The 19,446-nt window shown below is 63.7% G+C and carries 16 protein-coding genes; 6 read left to right on the top strand and 10 right to left on the bottom strand.

Features of this window, described 5'->3' with window-relative positions:
- Positions 1 to 32: 32 nt before the first annotated feature.
- Positions 33 to 1,577: an ABC transporter substrate-binding protein gene (locus ACFTOW_RS07780; RefSeq protein ID WP_379914500.1), complete on the bottom strand. Its 1,545-nt coding sequence runs from the start codon at positions 1,575 to 1,577 to the stop codon at positions 33 to 35.
- 212 nt (positions 1,578 to 1,789) lie between these two features.
- Between ACFTOW_RS07780 and ACFTOW_RS07775 the strand changes: the two genes are divergently transcribed.
- Complete coding sequence (locus tag ACFTOW_RS07775; RefSeq protein WP_379914499.1) at positions 1,790 to 2,509, top strand: GntR family transcriptional regulator; 720 nt, start codon at positions 1,790 to 1,792, stop codon at positions 2,507 to 2,509.
- A 3-nt stretch (positions 2,510 to 2,512) separates the two neighbouring features.
- Here the strand turns inward: ACFTOW_RS07775 and ACFTOW_RS07770 are convergent, their stop codons facing one another.
- Positions 2,513 to 4,189: a thiamine pyrophosphate-dependent enzyme gene (locus ACFTOW_RS07770; RefSeq protein ID WP_379914498.1), complete on the bottom strand. Its 1,677-nt coding sequence runs from the start codon at positions 4,187 to 4,189 to the stop codon at positions 2,513 to 2,515.
- A gap of 138 nt (positions 4,190 to 4,327) precedes the next feature.
- Here ACFTOW_RS07770 and ACFTOW_RS07765 point away from each other — a divergent pair, with 138 nt between their 5' ends.
- Together ACFTOW_RS07765 and ACFTOW_RS07760 are read left to right on the top strand one after the other, a co-directional pair.
- Positions 4,328 to 5,476 carry a TAXI family TRAP transporter solute-binding subunit gene (locus tag ACFTOW_RS07765; RefSeq protein ID WP_379914497.1) on the top strand — a complete coding sequence of 383 codons (1,149 nt, stop codon included), beginning with the start codon at positions 4,328 to 4,330 and terminating at the stop codon, positions 5,474 to 5,476.
- Positions 5,477 to 5,561: 85 nt separating this feature from the next.
- Entirely contained in the window at positions 5,562 to 7,538 is a 1,977-nt protein-coding gene (locus ACFTOW_RS07760) for a TRAP transporter permease (protein WP_379914496.1), read from the top strand.
- Between the two features lie 73 nt (positions 7,539 to 7,611).
- Here the strand turns inward: ACFTOW_RS07760 and ACFTOW_RS07755 are convergent, their stop codons facing one another.
- The 7 genes from ACFTOW_RS07755 to ACFTOW_RS07725 all read right to left on the bottom strand — a co-directional run bounded on the left by ACFTOW_RS07755 (position 7,612) and on the right by ACFTOW_RS07725 (position 16,094).
- Positions 7,612 to 9,816 carry an NADP-dependent isocitrate dehydrogenase gene (locus tag ACFTOW_RS07755; RefSeq protein WP_379914495.1) on the bottom strand — a complete coding sequence of 735 codons (2,205 nt, stop codon included), beginning with the start codon at positions 9,814 to 9,816 and terminating at the stop codon, positions 7,612 to 7,614.
- A 197-nt stretch (positions 9,817 to 10,013) separates the two neighbouring features.
- Positions 10,014 to 10,703, bottom strand: coding sequence for a phosphate regulon transcriptional regulator PhoB (phoB, locus tag ACFTOW_RS07750; protein WP_379914494.1), 690 nt, complete (start codon positions 10,701 to 10,703; stop codon positions 10,014 to 10,016).
- A complete protein-coding gene (gene phoU / locus ACFTOW_RS07745) occupies positions 10,703 to 11,419 on the bottom strand; it encodes a phosphate signaling complex protein PhoU (protein WP_379914493.1) in 717 nt (238 codons plus the stop codon). Before phoU ends, phoB begins: the two co-directional genes overlap by 1 nt.
- Positions 11,420 to 11,429: 10 nt before the next feature.
- On the bottom strand, positions 11,430 to 12,227 hold the full coding sequence (gene pstB / locus ACFTOW_RS07740; protein ID WP_379914492.1) for a phosphate ABC transporter ATP-binding protein PstB: 798 nt from the start codon (positions 12,225 to 12,227) through the stop codon (positions 11,430 to 11,432).
- A gap of 65 nt (positions 12,228 to 12,292) precedes the next feature.
- Positions 12,293 to 13,582, bottom strand: a complete 1,290-nt coding sequence (gene pstA / locus ACFTOW_RS07735) for a phosphate ABC transporter permease PstA (protein WP_379914491.1) — start codon at positions 13,580 to 13,582, stop codon at positions 12,293 to 12,295.
- 10 nt (positions 13,583 to 13,592) lie between these two features.
- The gene (gene pstC / locus ACFTOW_RS07730) at positions 13,593 to 14,969 is read right to left on the bottom strand and encodes a phosphate ABC transporter permease subunit PstC (RefSeq protein ID WP_379914490.1); all 1,377 of its coding nucleotides are present in this window, start codon (positions 14,967 to 14,969) and stop codon (positions 13,593 to 13,595) included.
- Positions 14,970 to 15,053: 84 nt separating this feature from the next.
- Positions 15,054 to 16,094: a substrate-binding domain-containing protein gene (locus ACFTOW_RS07725; protein ID WP_379914489.1), complete on the bottom strand. Its 1,041-nt coding sequence runs from the start codon at positions 16,092 to 16,094 to the stop codon at positions 15,054 to 15,056.
- A 166-nt stretch (positions 16,095 to 16,260) separates the two neighbouring features.
- Between ACFTOW_RS07725 and ACFTOW_RS07720 the strand changes: the two genes are divergently transcribed.
- The 3 genes from ACFTOW_RS07720 to ACFTOW_RS07710 all read left to right on the top strand — a co-directional run bounded on the left by ACFTOW_RS07720 (position 16,261) and on the right by ACFTOW_RS07710 (position 18,692).
- Entirely contained in the window at positions 16,261 to 16,578 is a 318-nt protein-coding gene (locus ACFTOW_RS07720) for an ArsR/SmtB family transcription factor (protein ID WP_379914488.1), read from the top strand.
- Between the two features lie 42 nt (positions 16,579 to 16,620).
- Positions 16,621 to 17,667 carry a permease gene (locus tag ACFTOW_RS07715; protein ID WP_379914487.1) on the top strand — a complete coding sequence of 349 codons (1,047 nt, stop codon included), beginning with the start codon at positions 16,621 to 16,623 and terminating at the stop codon, positions 17,665 to 17,667.
- Positions 17,668 to 17,831: 164 nt separating this feature from the next.
- Complete coding sequence (locus ACFTOW_RS07710) at positions 17,832 to 18,692, top strand: MBL fold metallo-hydrolase (protein WP_379914486.1); 861 nt, start codon at positions 17,832 to 17,834, stop codon at positions 18,690 to 18,692.
- A 13-nt stretch (positions 18,693 to 18,705) separates the two neighbouring features.
- On the opposite strand, the gene ACFTOW_RS07705 is transcribed toward ACFTOW_RS07710, so the two are convergent.
- A complete protein-coding gene (locus ACFTOW_RS07705; protein ID WP_379914485.1) occupies positions 18,706 to 19,365 on the bottom strand; it encodes a sterol desaturase family protein in 660 nt (219 codons plus the stop codon).
- Between the last annotated feature and the right edge of the window lie 81 nt (positions 19,366 to 19,446).

The following is a 19,446-nucleotide window of genomic DNA, read 5'->3' as shown; positions in this document are numbered from 1 at the left end:
GGACCCCGGGCCGGATCGCAGGGTCTACCCGCTTATTGCTCGATCCACGCGTCGCGCAGACCGTCGTTCACCCCGATACCGGTCGTGACCAGATCCTGGATTTCGCACCGGTAGATGGTGGGAAACTCGATCTCGAGCAGCCAGGCCACGGGCACATCATCGACCAGGGTTTGCTGCACCTCGGTGTAGATCGCCTCGCGTTCTTCGGGGGTGGCGGCAACTGCCGCCTTCGCGAACATCTCGTCGACCTCGGGATTGTCATAGCCCGCCACGTTGTTCCACGGGCTGCCCTTGGCGATGTTGCTGGACAGATAGCTGCGTGCGACGCCCAGGGCCGGATCGCCGTACTGGTACAGGTAGGTGAAGGCGATGTCGAAATCCCATTCGGCCTGCTTCTGGTTCCAGCCCGCGACATCGGTGGCAACGATTTCAGAATTGATGCCGGCCTCGTCAAAGTTCTGCTTCATCGCCTCGGCCCAGCGCTGCCACGTCTCGCCGTAAGGCAGGGGCAGGATGCGGACGGTTTCGCCGTCATATCCGGCCGCTTCCAGATGCTCGCGCGCCTTGTCCAGATCCTGATCGTACATGATCGTGTCGTCGGTGTAGAAATTCGTCTTGGACGACACCGGGCTGGTGGCAACATTGCCAAACCCGTTCCAGATCACGTCTTTCACGAACTCACGATCCATCGCGTACATCACCGCCTTGCGGAAATCCTTGTTCGCGGTCGGACCTTCGCGATTGTTCAGCCAGGCATGCGCGTGGGGGGCGAAGTATTCCCAGCCCTGCCCGGTCGAACACACGCCATCCATCGCGGTCAGACGCTGCACATCCCAGTTCTCGACCGAGCCGCCGGGCAGAACATCGACTTCGCCATTCTCGAACGCCACCGCGCGCGAGGCCGCATCGGGCACGACACGGTAATACACCTCGTCCAGATAGGGCTGGCCCTCAAGGTAGTAGTCCTCGTTCTTGACCAGGTGGATATAGCTGCCCTTTTCCCACTCTTCGAACTTGAAGGGGCCGGTGCCGATGGGCGTGTTGTTGGCCGGGTTGTTGGCGTAATCCGTGCCTTCATAGATATGCTTGGGGATCATCGGCATCGTCCCCGCCTCGAACACCCCGATGAAGGGGCCGAACGGGTTCTTCAGCTTGAATTCGACGGTGTGGTCGTCCAGCGCGGTCACGCTTTCCACATGCTCCAGGCTGACGCGCAGACGGGCATGGGTTTCGCGCAGGAATTCGTCGACCGAAAACACCACGTCCTCGGCGGTGAAATCCTCGCCGTCGTGCCATTTCACACCTTCGCGCAGATTGAACGTATAGGTCAGCGCGTCGTCCGAAATCTCCCAGGATTCCGCCAGCGACGGCTGCGGGTTCAGGTCGGTGTCATAGCGCAGCAGGCTTTCATAGATGTCGCCCGCCACCAGCTGTGTCGGGCCGTTCTGCACCAGACCCAGCATCAGGCTGGGCGGTTCGGGCTGCACCACGATGTCCAGTCGCCCACCGGCCTGTTGCGCCACCGCGGGCACGGCAAGCCCAGTGGCCAGGATGGTTGTGATAAGGAATCTCTTCATTTTCGTCTCCCTGTTGCAAGGTATTTGCGGGCTGTTTTTCCGTGCCGGCACGCTGGCCGACACACCCATCTGATTGCCTGCGCTATGGCAGGACAGGCCTTTTGCGCGGGAACTCCCCACACAGGCCGGATGCGTCAAGGGTCGTCGCCGAGGGTCGCCTGAGTCAAGCTAAATTGTCGACAGACGACAATTTGCTGGCTACGCTGCCCGCTATGGCATCGGACCCCCAACCCCTGTTTCCGAAACTCGCGCGCGATGCGCTGTCGCAACGCATCGCGCAGATGCTGACCGAGGCGATCGTCTCGGGCCGCCTTAAACCGGGCGACCGGGTCAGTGAATCCGCCATCGCGCGCGAAATGGGTGTCAGCCGCGCCCCCGTGCGCGAGGCCGGTCGCCTGCTGGAAAGCGCGGGCCTGCTGGTGTCTCAGGCCAATCGCGGGTTTTTCGTGCGCACGATCAATGCCGACGATCTGGACCAGATATACGAGCTGCGCCTGTGCATCGAACGCGAATCCGCCGCCCGTCTTGTGCGGGTGGGCGGCGTGCCGGGCGTGGTGGCAGAACTGCACCGGCAACTGGACAAGATGACGGGCTGGTCAACCGACGGGCAGGTGATTCACCAGATCGCCGCCGATCTGCAGTTTCACCGGCTGGTCGTCGAGAAATCCGGCAACCGCCGGTTTCTGGCGGTGTTTGACACGCTGGCGTCGGAAATTCAGGCCAGCACCGCCCTGATAGAGCGGGTGTTCGACGACCCGCACAAGATCGCGCGCAATCACCTGCTGATCATCGACGCGCTGGAAACCGGAGATCAGGACGAGGCCCGGGCCGCGATGGACTATCACATCGGCGTCGCGCGCGAGGCCGTGGTGGGCCATTTCCGGGTGCTTGAGGCGGGGCACCCTGCCCCGCCGCCGCGCCCGGTGCCTTGAGCCTTATGCCTTGGCCACGCGGGCGTGAATCCCGGCAATGGTGATATGGGGTGAAATCGCCTGCGCCGATGTTCTGGCCGACAGGATCGCCGGGCCGTCATGGGCCAGGAACGCGCCCACGACCGCCGCGATGTCATCGCCCTTGGCCACAGAAAAACCCTTGACCCCAAAGGCTTCGCCCCAGGCGGCAAAATCGGGGTTGACCAGGTCGGTGCCCGACACGCGGTTGGGATGGTCACGTTCCTGATGCAGGCGGATCGTGCCATAGGTGCGGTTGTCCGACACCACGATCTTGGGTTTGGCCCCCTTGGCCATGGCGGTCGCGATCTCGTTGCCGGTCATCAGCAGCCCGCCGTCCCCGGCAAAGCCCAGTACCGTCTTGTCGGGGTTGCGCAGGGCGGCAGCCACCGCACCGGGCACGCCCAGACCCATCGCGCCACCAGCCGCGCCCACGGCCTGCTGCGTGCCGTCCCACGGCCAGAACAGGTGCACCCAGCCCGAAAAGTTGCCCGAATCCGTGACCACGATATTGTCGCGCGGCACCTGTCTGGCCAGTTCCACCACGACCGACCCGAAATCCAGACCATCCTCCTGATCCTTCGGCGTCACGCTGGCCAGTTGCCGCGCGACCGCATTGACCTGCGCCGCCCAGTCAGCGCGGGCGGCGGGGGCCGTGGCAGGCTGACCGGCCAGCGCCGCGCAGAACAGCGCCGGGTCGCAGGCCAGCGGCAGATCGGTCTCGAACACCTGCCCCAGCACATCCGCATCGGGCCACACATGAATGAACGGCTGATCCGGGCGCGGCGCGCGCGGCAGCTTGTAGCCCTGGCTGGGCGTGTCGCCCATCCGCGTGCCGATGGCCAGGATCAGATCGGCCTGCCCCAGCGCCTTGACCAGCGGAGCGGGGCTTTTGAACCCCAGATGCCCCGCATAAAGCGGCGAGCCGTTGTCGAAAATCTCCTGATGCTTGAAGGTCAGCGCGACCGGCACGCCATGCGCCTGCGCCAGTTCGGCCAGCGCGGCACGCCCCTGCGCGGTGTCCAGCCCGCTGCCCGCGATGATCAGCGGACGCTCGGCCCCGGCCAGCATCTCGGTGGCCTGCGCCAGATCGTCGGGCGACACCCCGGCACGCGGCACGATCACCGGCGCAGGCAAGGCCCCGTCGACGGGGTCTGACAACATGTCCTCGGGCAGGGCGATCACCACCGGGCCGGGCGTGCCCGACTGCGCCAGCGCCCAGGCGCGCGCCACGGTTTCCGCCAGCTTGGAGCCTTCGGTCACCTCCCACACGCCCTTGGCGATGCCGCCGAACATCTGGGTGTAATCCACCTCCTGAAAGGCCCCGCGCCCGCGTTCGAACCGCGCCACCTGCCCGATGAGGCACACCAGCGGCACCGCATCCTGATCCGCCAGATGCAGCGCGATCGACGCGTTGGTGGCCCCCGGCCCCCGGCTGACCGCCAGCAGACCGGGCCGCCCGGTCAGCTTGGCATCGGCCACCGCCATCATGCCCGCACCGCCCTCGTGCCGGCAGACCACCGTGTCGATCGCGGTCTGGTCCAGCAGCGCGTCCAGAAAGGACAGATATGATTCGCCCGGCACACAGAACATCCTGTCCGCCCCAAGGGCCGCCAGAACCCGTGCCAGTTGGTCCGCTGCCCGTGTCGTTGCCTGATCCATCATTGCCTCCCTTGACTTTTGCGCCATCTCGCCGACTATCGCACAGCGAAAACAAATTCCGCAAACCGAATTGCGGATCTCGTGAGGAGAGGGGCGTAACGCGCGCCCCGGAGGAAAAACCAAGAGGGGGGAGACCAGATGCGTCTTTTCAATATGCTGGCAGCCGCCGGCACTGCAACCATTGTCGCGGGCGCGGCACTGGCACAATCAACCACCGCCGAACTGCCCAGACAGATGTCATGGACAGCCTATGACACCGGATCGGCAGGCTTCAACCAGGCCGTCGCCATCGGCGCGGCCCTGCAGGATGCCCTCGGCATGAGCCTGCGCGTCCTGCCCGGCAAGAACGATGTCAGCCGCACGGAACCGCTGCGTCAGGGCCGGGTCGAATTCTCGGCCACGGGCGTCGGCGGCAGCTTCATGGCACAGGAAGGGGCCTTTGAATTCGGGGCCGAGAACTGGGGGCCGCAGCCCATCCGCGTGCTGATGGCCAACAACGGCGGTGCGATCAACCTGGCCGTCGGCGTGGCCGGTGATCTGGGAATCGAGGAGTTCTCGGATCTCAAGGGCAAGCGCGTGGCCTGGGTCGTCGGCGCACCCGCGCTGAACGTCAACACCGAGGCCTATCTGGCCTACGGCGGCCTGACCTGGGACGATGTGGAGCGTGTCGATTTCGGCGGCTTCGGCGCGTCCTGGAAAGGTCTGGCCGAGGGTCAGGTCGATGCGGCCTTCGCCTCGACCAACTCGGGCCTGGCCTACGAGGCCGCAACCGGCCCGCGTGGCCTGTTCTGGCCGCCGATCGACCCGGACAATGCCGAAGGTCTGGCGCGGATGCAGGAAATCGCACCGTTCTTCACGCCCAACAAGGCGATGGTCGGGGCCAACATCGACGGCACCGACGGGTATCAGGGGGCGGGCTATGCCTATCCCGTACTGATCGGCACAGCGGACACCGAAGAAGACCTTGCTTACAACATGACCAAGGCGATGGTCGAGCTGTTCCCGGGCTATGACGGCAAGGCCCCCGGCATCGCGGGCTGGGCGCTGGACAAGCAGAACATGACCTGGGTCGTGCCCTATCACGACGGGGCCATCCGCTATTTCAACGAGGTCGGCATGTGGTCCGACGAAGCACAGGCGCATAACGACGAGCTTGTAGAGCGTCAGGCCGCGCTTCAGGCCGCGTGGGAAGAGCTCAAGGCCGAAGCCCCGGACAACTGGGACGAGGCATGGCCGGAAAAGCGCCGCGCCGCGCTTGAGGCCGGTGGCTTCTCGGTGGTGTTCTAAGACACCCCAAGACCGAGGCGGCCCCGTGATTCCGGTCACGGGGCCGTTTTCTTATCTGCAATGACAACCCATTGGAGGGGCTGGCATGAGTGCCAACGTATCAGCACTGGCGCGCGAAACGGACACTCCGGGTGATCCGGGCATGGGGATGGCGGCTCGGGTCGCGGTCATCATCACCACGCTGGCAGGATTGGTGCTGGTCATAAACCAGCTGTTCAATCTGCAACTGGGCGGGATCGTCCTGATCGACGGGCGATACCTCTATATTCTCGGCGGGCTGTTCCTGGCGGTGTCCTTCCTGGTGTTCCGCCTGAATGGCAGCAAGGTGGGCAACCCCATCTGGCTCGACTGGCTGCTGGCCGCGGCCGCGCTTGCGACCACGGCCTATCTTGCCCAGACGGCCGAGAGAAACCTGTCGCAAGGCTGGGAATATGCCGCGCCGCAGACCGCGCAATACGTGGCTTACGTGTTCTTTGCACTGGTGCTTGAGGCCACGCGACGCGCCGGGGGGCTGGTGCTGTTCTGCATTGTCGTGCTCTTTGCCTTCTACCCGACCTTTGCGGGGCATGTGCCCGACCCGCTTTCGGGCTTTCAAAGCACGCTGAGCGAGGCCGTATCCTACCACGTCTATTCCTCCGAAAGCTCGTATGGCATTCCGATGAAGGCGTTTGGCGGCGTCGTGATCGGCTTTATTCTGTTCGGCGCCGTGTTGCAGCGCACGGGCGGCGGCAAGTTCTTCAATGATCTGGCGCTGACGCTGGTGGGCGGTTTTCGCGGTGGTGCGGCCAAGGTGTCGATCTTTGCCAGCGGCTTCATGGGGTCGATGTCGGGCTCGGTCATCTCGAACGTGCTGACCACGGGCGCGGTGTCCATTCCTGCGATGAAGCGGTCGGGCTTTTCCGGTCGCACCGCCGCCGCGACCGAGGCCTGCGCCTCGACCGGGGGGGTGCTGATGCCGCCGATCATGGGGGCCACGGCCTTTGTGATGGCGTCGTTCCTGTCGGTGCCTTATGTCGAGATCGCCATAGCCGCCGCGATCCCGTCGCTGCTGTTCTACTTCGCGCTGTTTTCACAGATCGACGCCTATTCGGCACGCAAGGGGCTGCGCGGTCTGCCGCGCTCGGAACTGCCGGTCATGCGCCAGATCCTGCGCGAAGGCTGGTTGTATATCGCGGTTTTCGGGGTTCTGATCTTCATGCTGCTGGTGATGCGGCGCGAAACATCGGCCCCGTTCTACGCCACCGCGCTTTTGCTGGTGGTCAACCAGATCCTGCCGGAAAGCCGGCTTTCGCTGAAACGGCTGGGCGACATGATCGTGGGCGTCGGGCAGGGTCTGGCCGAACTGACCGCGATCCTTCTGGGCGTCGGCCTGATCGTCGGCTCGTTCAGCGCGACGGGTCTGGCCGGGACGCTGGTGAACGAACTGATCTTCATCGCCGGTGACAACATTTTCGTGCTGCTGCTGATGGGGGCAATCACGGCCTTCATCTTCGGCATGGGGATGACGGTGACGGCCGCCTACATCTTCCTTGCCGTGGTGCTCGCACCCGCGCTGGAACAGGGCGGGTTGAACCGGATCGCGGTGCACCTGTTCATCCTGTACTGGGGCATGATCAGCTTCATCACCCCGCCGGTGGCGCTGGGGGCTTTTGCCGCCGCGACGATGGCCGGGGAGAACGCGATCAAGGTCGGGCTCGAGGCGATGCGTCTTGGCGGGGTGATCTACATCGCGCCGTTCTTCTTCGTGCTCAACCCCGCGCTGGTGGCGCAGGCCCCGCTGCCCGAAGTGCTGATTGCCCTGACATCCGCGCTGTTCGGTGTCGGGATGATCTCGATGGCGTTGCAGGGGCATATCAGCCTGGTCGGTCCCATTCGCACAGGTCTGGTCGGGTTTGGTCTGCGGGTGATGCTGTTCTTTGGCGGGCTGTTCTTTGCCCTGCCGGAAACCGATGTCTTTGGCATCGGCTTCTTTGAAACGGCGGCTATCGGGCTGGCGCTCTGTGCGCTGCCGCTGTTCATGGCCTACAGCGACCGCAAACGCGAAGGCTGGGTCGCCCCCTGACGAACAGACCCGCGAACGAGAAACGCCGCCCCGATCCGGGGCGGCGTTTTGCTTTGCAAGAAGACCGGTGCGGTTAGCTGATGATCGCATTCAGCGTGGGCGACGGGCGCATGACCGCCGACACCTTGGCCGGATCACCGTGGTAATACCCGCCCAGATCGACGGGCTTGCCCTGCGCGTCCAGCAATTCCGCGACGATCGCCGCCTCGCCTTCGGCCAGCGCCTTGGCGATGGGGGCGAAATGCGCGGCCAGATCGGCATCCTCGGTCTGCGCGGCCAGCGCCTCGGCCCAGTAGCGGGCAAACCAGTAATGGCTGTGCCGGTTGTCGGGCTGGCCCACCTTGCGGTTGGGGCTGCGGCCATGATCCAGAACACCCTGCGTTGCCTGTTCCGCCGCGCGGCCCAGCACCAGCGCCTTGGCGTTCTGACGGCTTTCGCCCAGGAATTTCAGGCTTTCACCCAGCGCACAGAACTCGCCCAGGCTGTCCCAGCGCAGATGCCCGGTCGAGACCAGATCCTGCACATGCTTGGGGGCCGAACCACCGGCGCCGGTCTCGAACAGCCCGCCGCCCTGCATCAGCTTGACGATCGACAGCATCTTGGCGCTGGTCGCCAGCTCCAGGATCGGGAACAGGTCGGTCAGGTAATCGCGCAGCACGTTGCCGGTGATGGCGATGGTGTTCTCGCCCTTGGTGATCGTCTCCAGCGAGGCGCGGGTGGCCTGGCGCGGGGCCATGATCTCGAACTTGTCGGCCACGCCCTTGGCTTCGAGGATCGGCTTGACCAGCATGATCAGCTCGGCATCATGCGCGCGGTTTTCATCCAGCCAGAAGATCGCGCGATAGCCCGTTGCCGCCTGCCGGTCGATCGCCAGCGTCACCCAATCCTCGATCGGGGCCTTGCGCGCGCTGGCCGAGCGCCAGATATCGCCCGCCGCCACCGTGTGCTTGTGCAGAACGGTGCCGTCTTCCAGCACCATCTTGACCACACCATCCGCAGGAATTTCGAAGGTGGTCGGGTGGCTGCCGTATTCCTCGGCCTTCTGCGCCATCAGGCCGATGTTCTGCACCGTGCCTGCCGTGGCCGGGTTGAACTTGCCGTTCTCCTTGAAGAACTTGATCGTCTCGTCATAGACCGGCGCATAAGAGCTGTCAGGGATCACGCAGGTAGCGTCATGCGGATTGCCATCCGGGCCCCAGCCCTTGCCGCCCGAACTGATCAGCGCGGGCATCGACGCATCGACGATCACATCCGACGGCACGTGCAGGTTGGTGATGCCACGGTCGCTGTCGACCATGTACATCGGCGGGCGCTGCGCGCGGCAGGCCTCGATATCGGCCATGATGTCCGGGTTGCCCTTGACCCGCTCCAGCAGGTCACCCAGCCCCGAGTTGGGGTTCACGCCCAGGTCCTTGAGCGTGTCGCCATGCTTGTCGAACACCGGCTGCAACCACGCCTTGACCGCGTGGCCAAAAATGATCGGGTCGCTGACCTTCATCATCGTCGCCTTCAGGTGCAGCGAGAACAGCGTGCCATCGGCCTTGGTCTTTTCGATCTCGTCGGCCAGAAAGGTGCTCAACGCGCCGGCGCTCATGTAGGTGGCATCGACCACCGTGCCCGCGGGATAGCTCACCGCGTCTTTCAGCACGGTCTCGCCGTCCGAGGTTTCCAGAACGATCTTCGCGGTCGCGGCGGCGTCCAGCGTTGCCGAGGTTTCGTTGGAATAGAAATCACCCGAGGTCATGGCGGCAACGCGCGTCTTGCTGTCGGCGGCCCAGTCACCGATGCGGTGCGGGTTGTCCTGGGCGTATTTCTTGACCGCGGCCGCGGCGCGGCGGTCGCTGTTGCCTTCGCGCAGAACCGGGTTCACCGCCGAGCCCTTGATCGTGTCGTATTTCGCGCGCACGGCCTTTTCTTCATCGGTCGCGGGGGTTTCGGGATAATCCGGCAGCGCATAGCCCTGCCCCTGCAACTCGCGGATCGCCGCCACAAGCTGCGGCACCGACGCCGAGATATTGGGCAGCTTGATCACGTTGGCATGGGGCGTCTTCACCAGCTCGCCCAGCCAGGCCAGATCATCAGACTGCCGCTGATCCTCGGTCAGATACTCGGGGAAGGTGGCGATGATGCGCCCGGCCAGGCTGATGTCGCGGGTATCGACGCTGACACCGGCGGCGGCGGCAAAGGTCCGGATGATCGGCAAGAGCGAGGCCGACGCCAGCTCGGGCGCCTCATCAACCTTGGTATAGATGATATCGGGTGTGGTCTGATCGGACATCGGAGACTCCTGTGAAATGCTGAAGTCCCCTTACGCCAAACTCGCCTTCACGTCTACAGCATACAGTCGTATACAATTGCGAAACTTTTACGATAAACGACGCGTGGCACCCCCAACGGGGCTGGCTGGCAAACTCGATACGACTGCAAAACACTTGAAAACCTGGCCAAGCCGCCAAGGATGACGGCGGCGCGGGCCTAACCCAGCGCGTAGCCCGCGCCGCGTACCGTGCGGATGGGGTCTTCGCCGCCATGGCGGCTCAACGCCTTGCGCAGGCGACCGATATGCACGTCAACGGTGCGCGTATCGACATAGATGTCGCGCCCCCAGACCCGGTCCAGCAACTGTTCACGGCTCCAGACCCGGCCCGGCTTTTCCATGAAGGTGGTCAGCAGGCGAAACTCCGTCGGACCCAGCTTCAGCTCCTGCGCGCCGCGAAACACCTTGTGGGTTTCCGCATCCAGCAGGATGTCGTCAAAGGTCAGACGCTCGCCCACCGCCGCCGGGCGCGTGCGGCGCAACTGCGACTTGGCCCGCGCGATCAGTTCGAGGATCGAATAGGGCTTGGCAACATAGTCATCCGCGCCGGTTTCCAGCCCGCGCACCTTGTCCACCTCTTCGGACCGGGCCGAGATCATGATGATCGGGATGGCCCGCAGGCTGGGGCGCATCTTGATCTGGCGACAGATCTCGATTCCGGACGTGCCGGGCAGCATCCAGTCCAGCAGGATCAGGTCGGGACGTTCCTCCTCGACCAGCACCAGCGCCTCGTTGCCATCCTCGGCCGAGATCACGCGAAAGCCCTCGGCCTCAAGGTTGTAGATCAGAACCTCACGCTGTGCGGGTTCGTCCTCGACCACCAGCACGGAAGGTTGCAATGCGGTCATCAGTTCGGACTTTCCTGCATTTCCAGCGATGTGCGGTCCAGCTTGGGACGGTCATCATCCGGCATGTCACCCGTCACCAGATAGATCGTCTGCTCGGCGATGCCGGTGGCATGATCGCCCACGCGCTCAATGTTCTTGGCGATGAAATGCAGGTGCATGCCGGCGGCGATGTTGCGGTGGTCTTCCATCATGTGGGTCAGCAGCGACCGGAACAGCGTGTTGTAGATCTGGTCGGCCTCGACATCGGCGTCGATCACTTCGCGCGCCTTGACCTCGTCGCGCTGGATATAGGCGTCCAGCGAGTCCGAGACCATGACACAGACGAATTTCGCCATCCGCCGCAGGCTGGAATGTGCACCGCTGATTTCGGTATCCGCCGCCATGGCGATGGTGCGCTTGGCGATGTTCTTGGCGTAATCGCCGCAGCGTTCCAGGTGGCCGCTGATCTCCATCACCGACAGGACAACGCGCAGATCGACCGCCGTGGGCGCGCGCAGGGCCAGCAACTGCGCCACATCGGCCTTGATCGACTGATCCATATCGTCGATCAGCCGGTCACCGGCGCGCACCTTTTCGGCCAGTTCCACGTCGCGTGTTTCCAGCGACTTGGCGGCGTCCATCAATGCCTGCTCGACCAGACCGCCCATTTTCATGACGGTGGCCTGAATGCCCTCAAGATCGCGGTCGAAGGAGGTAACGATATGCTTGGTGTTCATCACGATGTCCTTACCCGATCCGGCCGGTGATATAGCTTTCGGTGCGCGGGTCGACCGGGTTGGTAAAGATCGTCCCGGTGTCGCCGTATTCCACCAGGTTGCCCAGGTGAAAGAACGCGGTTTTCTGGCTGACCCGCGCGGCCTGCTGCATCGAGTGGGTGACGATCACCACCGAATACTCGCGGCGCAGTTCCTCGATCAGTTCCTCGACCTGCGCAGTGGCGATCGGGTCCAGAGCCGAGCAAGGCTCGTCCATCAGCAGAACCTCGGGCTCGGTCGCGACGGCGCGGGCAATGCACAGACGTTGCTGCTGCCCACCCGACAGGCCGGTGCCCGGCGCGTCCAGACGGTCCTTGACCTCGTTCCAGATCGCGCCACGGCGCAGCGCACGCTCCACGATCTCGTCCAGCTCGGCCTTGCTGTTGGCCAGACCGTGGATGCGCGGGCCATAGGCCACGTTGTCATAGATCGACTTTGGGAACGGGTTGGGCTTCTGGAACACCATACCCACCTTGGCGCGCAACTGCACCGGATCGACCTGCGGGGCATAGATGTCGCCACCGTCGATGGCGATCTTGCCCTCGACCCGGCAGATGTCGATCGTATCGTTCATCCGGTTCAGGCAGCGCAAAAAGGTCGACTTGCCGCAACCCGACGGGCCGATGAAGGCCGTCACGGTCTTGTCCTCGATATCGACATCCACATCCTTGATGGCATGGGTGTCGCCGTAATAAACCTGAACGCCCTTGGCGGTGATCTTGATGTCTTTCTGATCCACGGTCGTATCTTTCCTCGGAACGTCATACATGGGTGTTTTCCTTTTTCATCCCGCCCGCCGCACCATGGGCGCGACCGGGTCGGGCAGGCATTTGGTTACCATTTGCGCTCGAACTTGTTGCGCAGGTAGATGGCGACGGCATTCATCGTCACCAGGAAGGTCAGCAAGACCAGGATAGCCGCCGAAGTCCGCGAAACAAAGCCACGCTCGGGGCTGTCGGCCCAGATGAAGATCTGCGTCGGCAGGGCGGTGGCGCTGTCGAACGGCGTGTCCGGGGCCGAGGTGATGAACGCGTTCATCCCGATCAGCAGCAGCGGCGCGGTTTCCCCCAGCGCCTGCGCCAGACCGATGATCGTGCCGGTCAGGATGCCGGGCATGGCCAGTGGCAGGACATGCTGGAACACCACCTGCTGCTTCGATGCACCAACCCCCAGCGCCGCCTCGCGGATCGATGGCGGCACCGCTTTCAGCGCGGCGCGCGTGGCGATGATGATCGTCGGCAGGGTCATCAGCGCCAGCACCATACCGCCCACGAACGGGGCCGACCGGGGCATGCCGAACCAGCCCAGGAACACCGCCAGACCCAGCAGGCCGAACACCACCGACGGCACAGCCGCAAGGTTGTTGATGTTGATCTCGATCAGGTCCGATACCTTGTTCTTGGGCGCGAACTCTTCAAGATAGATGGCGGCGCCGATGCCGATCGGGAACGACAGCAGGAAACAGGTCAGCAGCGCATAGAACGAGCCGATGATCGCCCCCTTCAGGCCCGCCAGTTCGGGAAAGCGCGAGTCCGCATTGGTGATCAGCGCCGTGTTCAGCGGCTTGGTGACCATGCCGCGCTCTTTCAGCATGTCGAAATTCGCGATCTCGTCATCCTTGAGACGGCGGTTGGCCTCGGGTGTTTCGCGATCCATCAGGTTCTTGTTCAACTGATCGTAAGGGTCCGAGACCGGCACGTTGAAAGCCACCGTCTGACCGATCAGATCGGGGTTGGCAACCACCGAGTCGCGAATGGTGAACTGCGCGCCGTTCGACAGGATCGAGGTCAGCTTGCGCAGCTCTGCCCGGTCGTCCGCAACCTCGGGGAACTGCGTGATCAGCGTATCGGTGATGATCTGGCGATAGTTGCCGCTATTGGGGTTGTCTGCGTCGATCTGCTCGGGGTCAAGGAACACCTCGACCTCGATATGCGTCTGGGTAAAGGCGTGATGGCCCGTCGATATCAGCGACGCCACCAGCAGGAACAGCATGGCAAAGGCGATGCTGATCGCGGTCAGCCCAAGCGTCTTGAGGATAAGCTGGCTGCGCTTGCGCTTGTTCAGCCGGTTGGTGAATGCCGGGCTGGCCCAGTCGAACTTTTCAGAGGCGGATTGTTCGGTCATTGCGCGATCCTCAATCATAGATTTCGCGATACTTGCGCACGATACGCAAGGCGAAGACATTGATGACCAGCGTCATCACGAAAAGCACCATGCCCAGAGCAAAGGCGGCCAGGGTCTTGGGGCTGTCAAAGGCGGTGTCACCGATCAGCAGGGTCACGATCTGCACCGTCACGGTGGTCACGCTGTCCAGCGGGTTGATCGTCATCTTGGCGATCAGGCCCGCCGCCATCACCACGATCATCGTCTCGCCGATGGCCCGGCTGACCGCCAGAAGGATACCGCCGACGATGCCGGGAATGGCCGCCGGAAACAGCACCTTGGAAATCGTTTCGGCCTGCGTCGCACCCAGCGCCAGCGAGCCGTCGCGCAGGCTGCGCGGCACCGCGGCCAGCGCGTCATCGGCAAAGGACGAGATGAACGGCACCAGCATGATGCCCATCACGACACCTGCCGCCAGCGCGGTGTTGGGCGCGATGGGCAGGCCCAGATCGGTGCCGAACGACCGGATCGCCGGGGCGATCACGAGGATGGCGAAAAAGCCGTAGACCACGGTCGGCACACCGGCGAGGATTTCCAGCAGCGGCTTGACATAGGCGCGCACGCGGTTGGACGCGAATTCATGCAGGTAGATCGCCGAGAACAGCCCGATGGGCGTGGCGATGATCATGGCGATCGTCGCGATCACCAGCGTGCCCAGGAACACCGGCAACATGCCGAACGCACCCTCGGCCGCGACCTGATCCGCACGGATCGGGATCTGCGGCTCCCATGTGGTGCCGAACAGGAAGTCCATGAACGGGACCATCTCGAAAAAGCGGTAGGTCTCGAACATCAGCGACCCGACGATGCCGAAGGTCACGAAGATCGCCACAGTCGCACAACCGATCATCAGGCCCAGCACGATCTTCTCGACCCCCTGACGGGCGCGGAACTCGGCCTCGACCGTCTTGCGCGACAGGTAAATCAACACGGCGGTCATGATCACCGTCAGAATGACAAGCAGAACAGACGCGGCAAAGCGCAGCGACACCAGACGATCGGCGGCGGCCAGCTTCCACTCTTCGGGCGTGCCAAAGATGCGCCCCCCCGCGATCGAGCGGATTTCAGCCATGATCAGCTGCACAGCGCCCGATCCCAGCCCGTCCAGCACACCGTCGGGCAGACCCGCCTTGACGATCATCTCGATGACGGCGCCCTGAAACATCATCCACAAGATGATGAAAAAGAACGTGGGGACCAGCGTCACCAGGGCGGAAAACCCGCCGTGAAACCCATCCAGCGAATGCAGTCTTGTGCCGCCTGTGCGAATCTCGCGAGCGGCGCGGAGGTTCAGGATGTATCCGATCACCACCGCAGCGAACAGGATCAGGAAGGCGAGAAGCGTCATGGGAATGCCTGTCGTTTCGTGTGAAAAACGCCCCCGCTTTCACGGGCGGGGGCGTCGTGAGATCAAATCAGGAGACTGTCCCGATTACTCGGTCTTCGCTTCCATCGCGACGCCGTTCATGACGCGCTCTTGCAGCTCGGCACGACGCTCGTTGTTCAGCGGAACCAGGCCACGCTCGGACAGGTAGCCACCGGGGGCCAGCGCGTCTTCCGACATGTACTCTTCCACGAACTCGTTCAGGCCCGCGATCACACCGCGGTGCGCGTTCTTGACGTAGAAGTACAGCGGACGCGACACCGGGTAGGATTTGTCGGCAATGGTGTCGATGGTCGGCTCGGTGCCGTTGATGTTGACGCCCTTCAGGTTGTCCAGGTTCTCGTACAGGAACGAGTAGCCAAAGATGCCCAGTGCGTTCGGGTCCGAATCAAGACGCTGAACGATCAGGTTGTCGTTCTCGCCGGCTTCGACGAACGGGCCATCGGTGCGCATGCGCGAGCAGTTCTCTTCGACCCAGTCGCCGTCAAAGCCACCTTCCTGAACATACTCCAGCTCTTCGCAACCGACATGCATTGCCAGTTCGACGAATGCGTCGCGGGTGCCGGATGTCGGCGGCGGGCCAAGCACGACGATATCGGTGTCGGGCAGGCGGCTGTCGATTTCCGACCACTTGCTGTAGGGGTTGTCGACCCACTCGCCTTCGACCGGCACCTGAGCGGCCAGTGCCAGGTAGATCTCGGACAGCGACAGGTCCCAATCAAAATCGTTGGCGCGCGAAACGGCCAGCGACAGACCGTCAAAGCCGATCAGGGCCTCGGTCACGTCGGTCACGCCGTTTTCTTCGCAGACGGCCCATTCCGACGCCTTCATGGCGCGCGATGCACCCGTGATGTCGGGAAAGCCTTCGCCGATGCCGTTGCAGAAGATCCGCATGCCGCCGCCGGTGCCGGTCGATTCCACGATGGGCGAGGGCGAACCGGTGTTGTTGGCGAACTGCTCGGACACAGCCTGGGTATAGGGGAACACGGTGGACGAGCCCACGATGCTGATCTGGTCGCGCGCCGCAGCGGCGGTGGCGGAAACGGCGGCCAGCGCCAGAACCGACACGGAAAGTTTGGTGAAAGACATGGTAGCTCCTATTGTCATTTCGGACCCCAACCGAGGCCTCAGTGCGTTCGCTAACGAGATTCGATGATGCTTATGCAACAATTATGTGACTTTTTTGTAACAGCGCCCAAAGCGGGCATCGGAAAATAAATCTTTACATAACCAGTTTTTTAGTTATTTTAGCCGCATGACCACAACAAGCCCCCATGCCCGCGCCCTTGCCGCCCTTGGCCACGATGCCCGCCTGTCGATCTTTCGCCTGCTGATCAAGGCCGGGCAGGACGGCCTGCGCGTGTCCGACATAGGCGCGCATCTGGGTCTGGCCCCGTCCACGCTGGCCCATCACCTGTCCACGCTGGTGGACGCCGGTCTGGTCACGCAGGAAAAACAGGGGCGCGAGGTGTTCAACAAGGCCAATTTTCCCGCGATGACCGGCCTTGTATCGTTCCTGACATCCGAATGCTGCACCGGCCTGACGCTGGAGACTGACCAGGCCGTCGCCTGAGTTTTTTTGCCCAAATACAACCAAGATACCGGAGATTTAGAAATGACCGACGCAACCATACCCCACGGGCCAAGGGCCGCGCTGCGCAGCCTGTGGCGCGATCACCGCGTCTGGCTGGCCTCGGGGCTGATCCTGCTGGCGCTGGCCATCACCGACACGGCGCAGGCGCTGGACAGCACGCAATTCGCCTTTGCCGCCCTGCTCAGGACCGCGCCGTTCCTGATCCTGTCCATCGGCATCGCGGCCTGGGCCAATGCCACCGGGGCCGACAACCTGATCGCCAAGGCCTTTACCGGCGCGCCGCTGCTGATGGTGGGCCTGGGCGCGCTGGCGGGCGGCATCTCGCCCTTCTGCTCTTGCGGGGTGATTCCGCTGATCGCCGCGCTGCTGGCGATGGGCGTGCCCTTGTCGGCGGTCATGGCCTTCTGGCTGGCCTCGCCCATCATGGACCCGTCGATGTTCGTGCTGACCGCAGGCGTGCTCGACCTTGAATTCGCAATAGCGAAAACCCTGTCGGCCATCGGCCTTGGTGTCTTTGGCGGTCTTGTGGTGCATGTCCTGGCACGCGGCGGGGCCTTTGCCGATCCGCTGCGCGAGGGCGTGGGCAACGGCGGCTGCGGCGGCTCGAAACTGCGTGCACCGCAACCTGTGGTCTGGCGCTTCTGGGCCGATGCCGACCGCCGTGCCAAATTCGCCAAGACCGCGTGGACGACCACGCTGTTCCTGGCGAAATGGCTGTTCCTGGCCTTCATTCTGGAAAGCCTGATGCTGGCCTGGATTCCTGCCGAAACCGTCACCGCCGCATTGGGTGGCTCCGGAATCGTGCCGATCATCACCGCCACATTCGTCGGCGTTCCCGCCTATCTGAATGGCTATGCCGCGCTGCCGCTGGTGGGTGGCCTGATCGAACAGGGCATGGCCCCCGGTGCCGGTCTGGCCTTCCTTGTCGCGGGCGGCGTCACCTCGATCCCGGCCGCAATGGCGGTCTGGGCGCTGGCGAAACCGCAGGTCTTTGCGCTCTATATCGCGCTGTCGCTGTCGGGGGCCTTTACGGTCGGCCTGCTGTTCCAGCTGTGGCAGGCGGTCTGACACTTGCGCGCATGAACGCCGATGCCCCGTCTTGACGCAGGTCAAGGCGGGGCTTGTGCGGTCCTGCGCATTGCAGGACCATCCAAAAGCACAAAACCACCGGAGCGACCGAATTGAGACTCTCCCTGACACTTGCCACCTTTGCAACGATGCCGGGCCTCGCTGTGGCAGACAGTTTGACCGTGCAGCCCGTCACCGACACGGTCTGGGCCATCGTCGGCGAAACCGAGCAGCGCAGTGCCGAAAATCTGGCCAACAACGCCACCTTTGGTCTGGTTGTCACGCCAGACGGCGCAGTGCTGATTGATCCGGGCGGATCCTACAAGGGCGCCGCCGCGCTGCATGACGCCATCCGCAGCGTCACGGATCAGCCGGTGACCCATGTCATCAACACCGGCGGGCAGGATCACCGCTGGCTGGGCAACGGATACTGGCAGGCACGGGGCGCGGCGGTGATCGCCTCGAATGCGGCGGTACAGGACCAAAAGACACGCGCCACCGACCAGATGATCGCGCTGGCGCAATTCCTGGGCGACGGTCTGGACGGAACGGAACCGGCCTTTGCCGATGTGACATTCGACACCGATCATGCGCTGACCGTCGGCGGGCTTACGTTCGAGATCATGCACCGCGGCCCGGCCCACACCCCCGGCGACAGCTTTGTCTGGCTGGACCAGCACGATGTGATGTTCACCGGCGATATCGTCTATGTCGATCGCATCCTTGGCATCGGCAGCCAGTCCAGCACAAAAAGCTGGATCGACGTGTTCGAGGCAATGGCCGCATTCAGCCCAGCGCATATCGTGCCAGGACATGGGCAACCCACCGATCTGGCAACCGCCACCCGCGACACCCACGGCTATCTGGTGAACCTGCGCACGCAGATCGGCGCGCTGATCGACGATGGCGGCGACATCATGGATGCGCCCTCTATCGACCAATCCGCATGGGCGCATCTGGAGCAGTTCGACAGCCTGGCAGGGCGCAACGCGCAGGCCACCTTCGAGCAGATGGAGTGGGAATAACCCCCCGCTCCGCTCAGGCCTGATCGGCATCCCGCGTCGTCAGGCGCGGATCCAGCGCCCCGCCCGAGGCCGGACCGCGCAGCGGCTGCACCAGCATCCGGTCCAGCCATTGGGCGCGCGAGGTGCGAAACTGCTCGATCCCGATATCCATCCCCTCATGGCCCTTGGCGGGCTGCGCCACATAGGTGCCCAACAGCCGGTCCCACCATGGCAGGCTGAAGCCATAGTTCGAGTTGGTCTCGCGCGGGTCCACCGAATGATGCACGCGGTGCATGTCGGGCGTCACCAGCACTAGCCGCAGCACCCGGTCCACAGCCAGTGGCAAGCGGATGTTGGAGTGGTTGAACAGCGCCGTGGCGTTCAGAAGCACCTCGAACAGCAGCACCGCCACGGGGGGCGCACCGATCGCCCCCACCACCGCCAGCTTAATAGCCATCGACAGCACGATCTCGACCGGGTGAAACCGCAGGCCGGTTGTCGCGTCAAACTCCTGATCGGCATGGTGCATCCGGTGCAGCCGCCACAGGCCGGGGACCGCGTGAAACATCACATTTTGCAGATAGATCGCCAGGTCCAGGATCAGGATCGCCGCCACCACCGCCAGCCATGCAGGCCCATCCACCGCGTTGAACAGGCCCCAGCCGCTGTCCTGCGCCATCACCGCCAATCCCATGTAGCGCGACAAACTTGATGAGAAGAGCGCGTCAATCAGGATGAGAATCCTTGGTCGCGACGCTTGAGAAGATGCCGCCCT

It is taken from the genome of Lacimonas salitolerans (assembly GCF_042677865.1).
Lineage (GTDB): Bacteria > Pseudomonadota > Alphaproteobacteria > Rhodobacterales > Rhodobacteraceae > Lutimaribacter > Lutimaribacter salitolerans.
The sequence above is the reverse complement of the archived record's forward strand: the minus strand, read 5'-3'. Positions and strand labels throughout refer to the sequence as shown.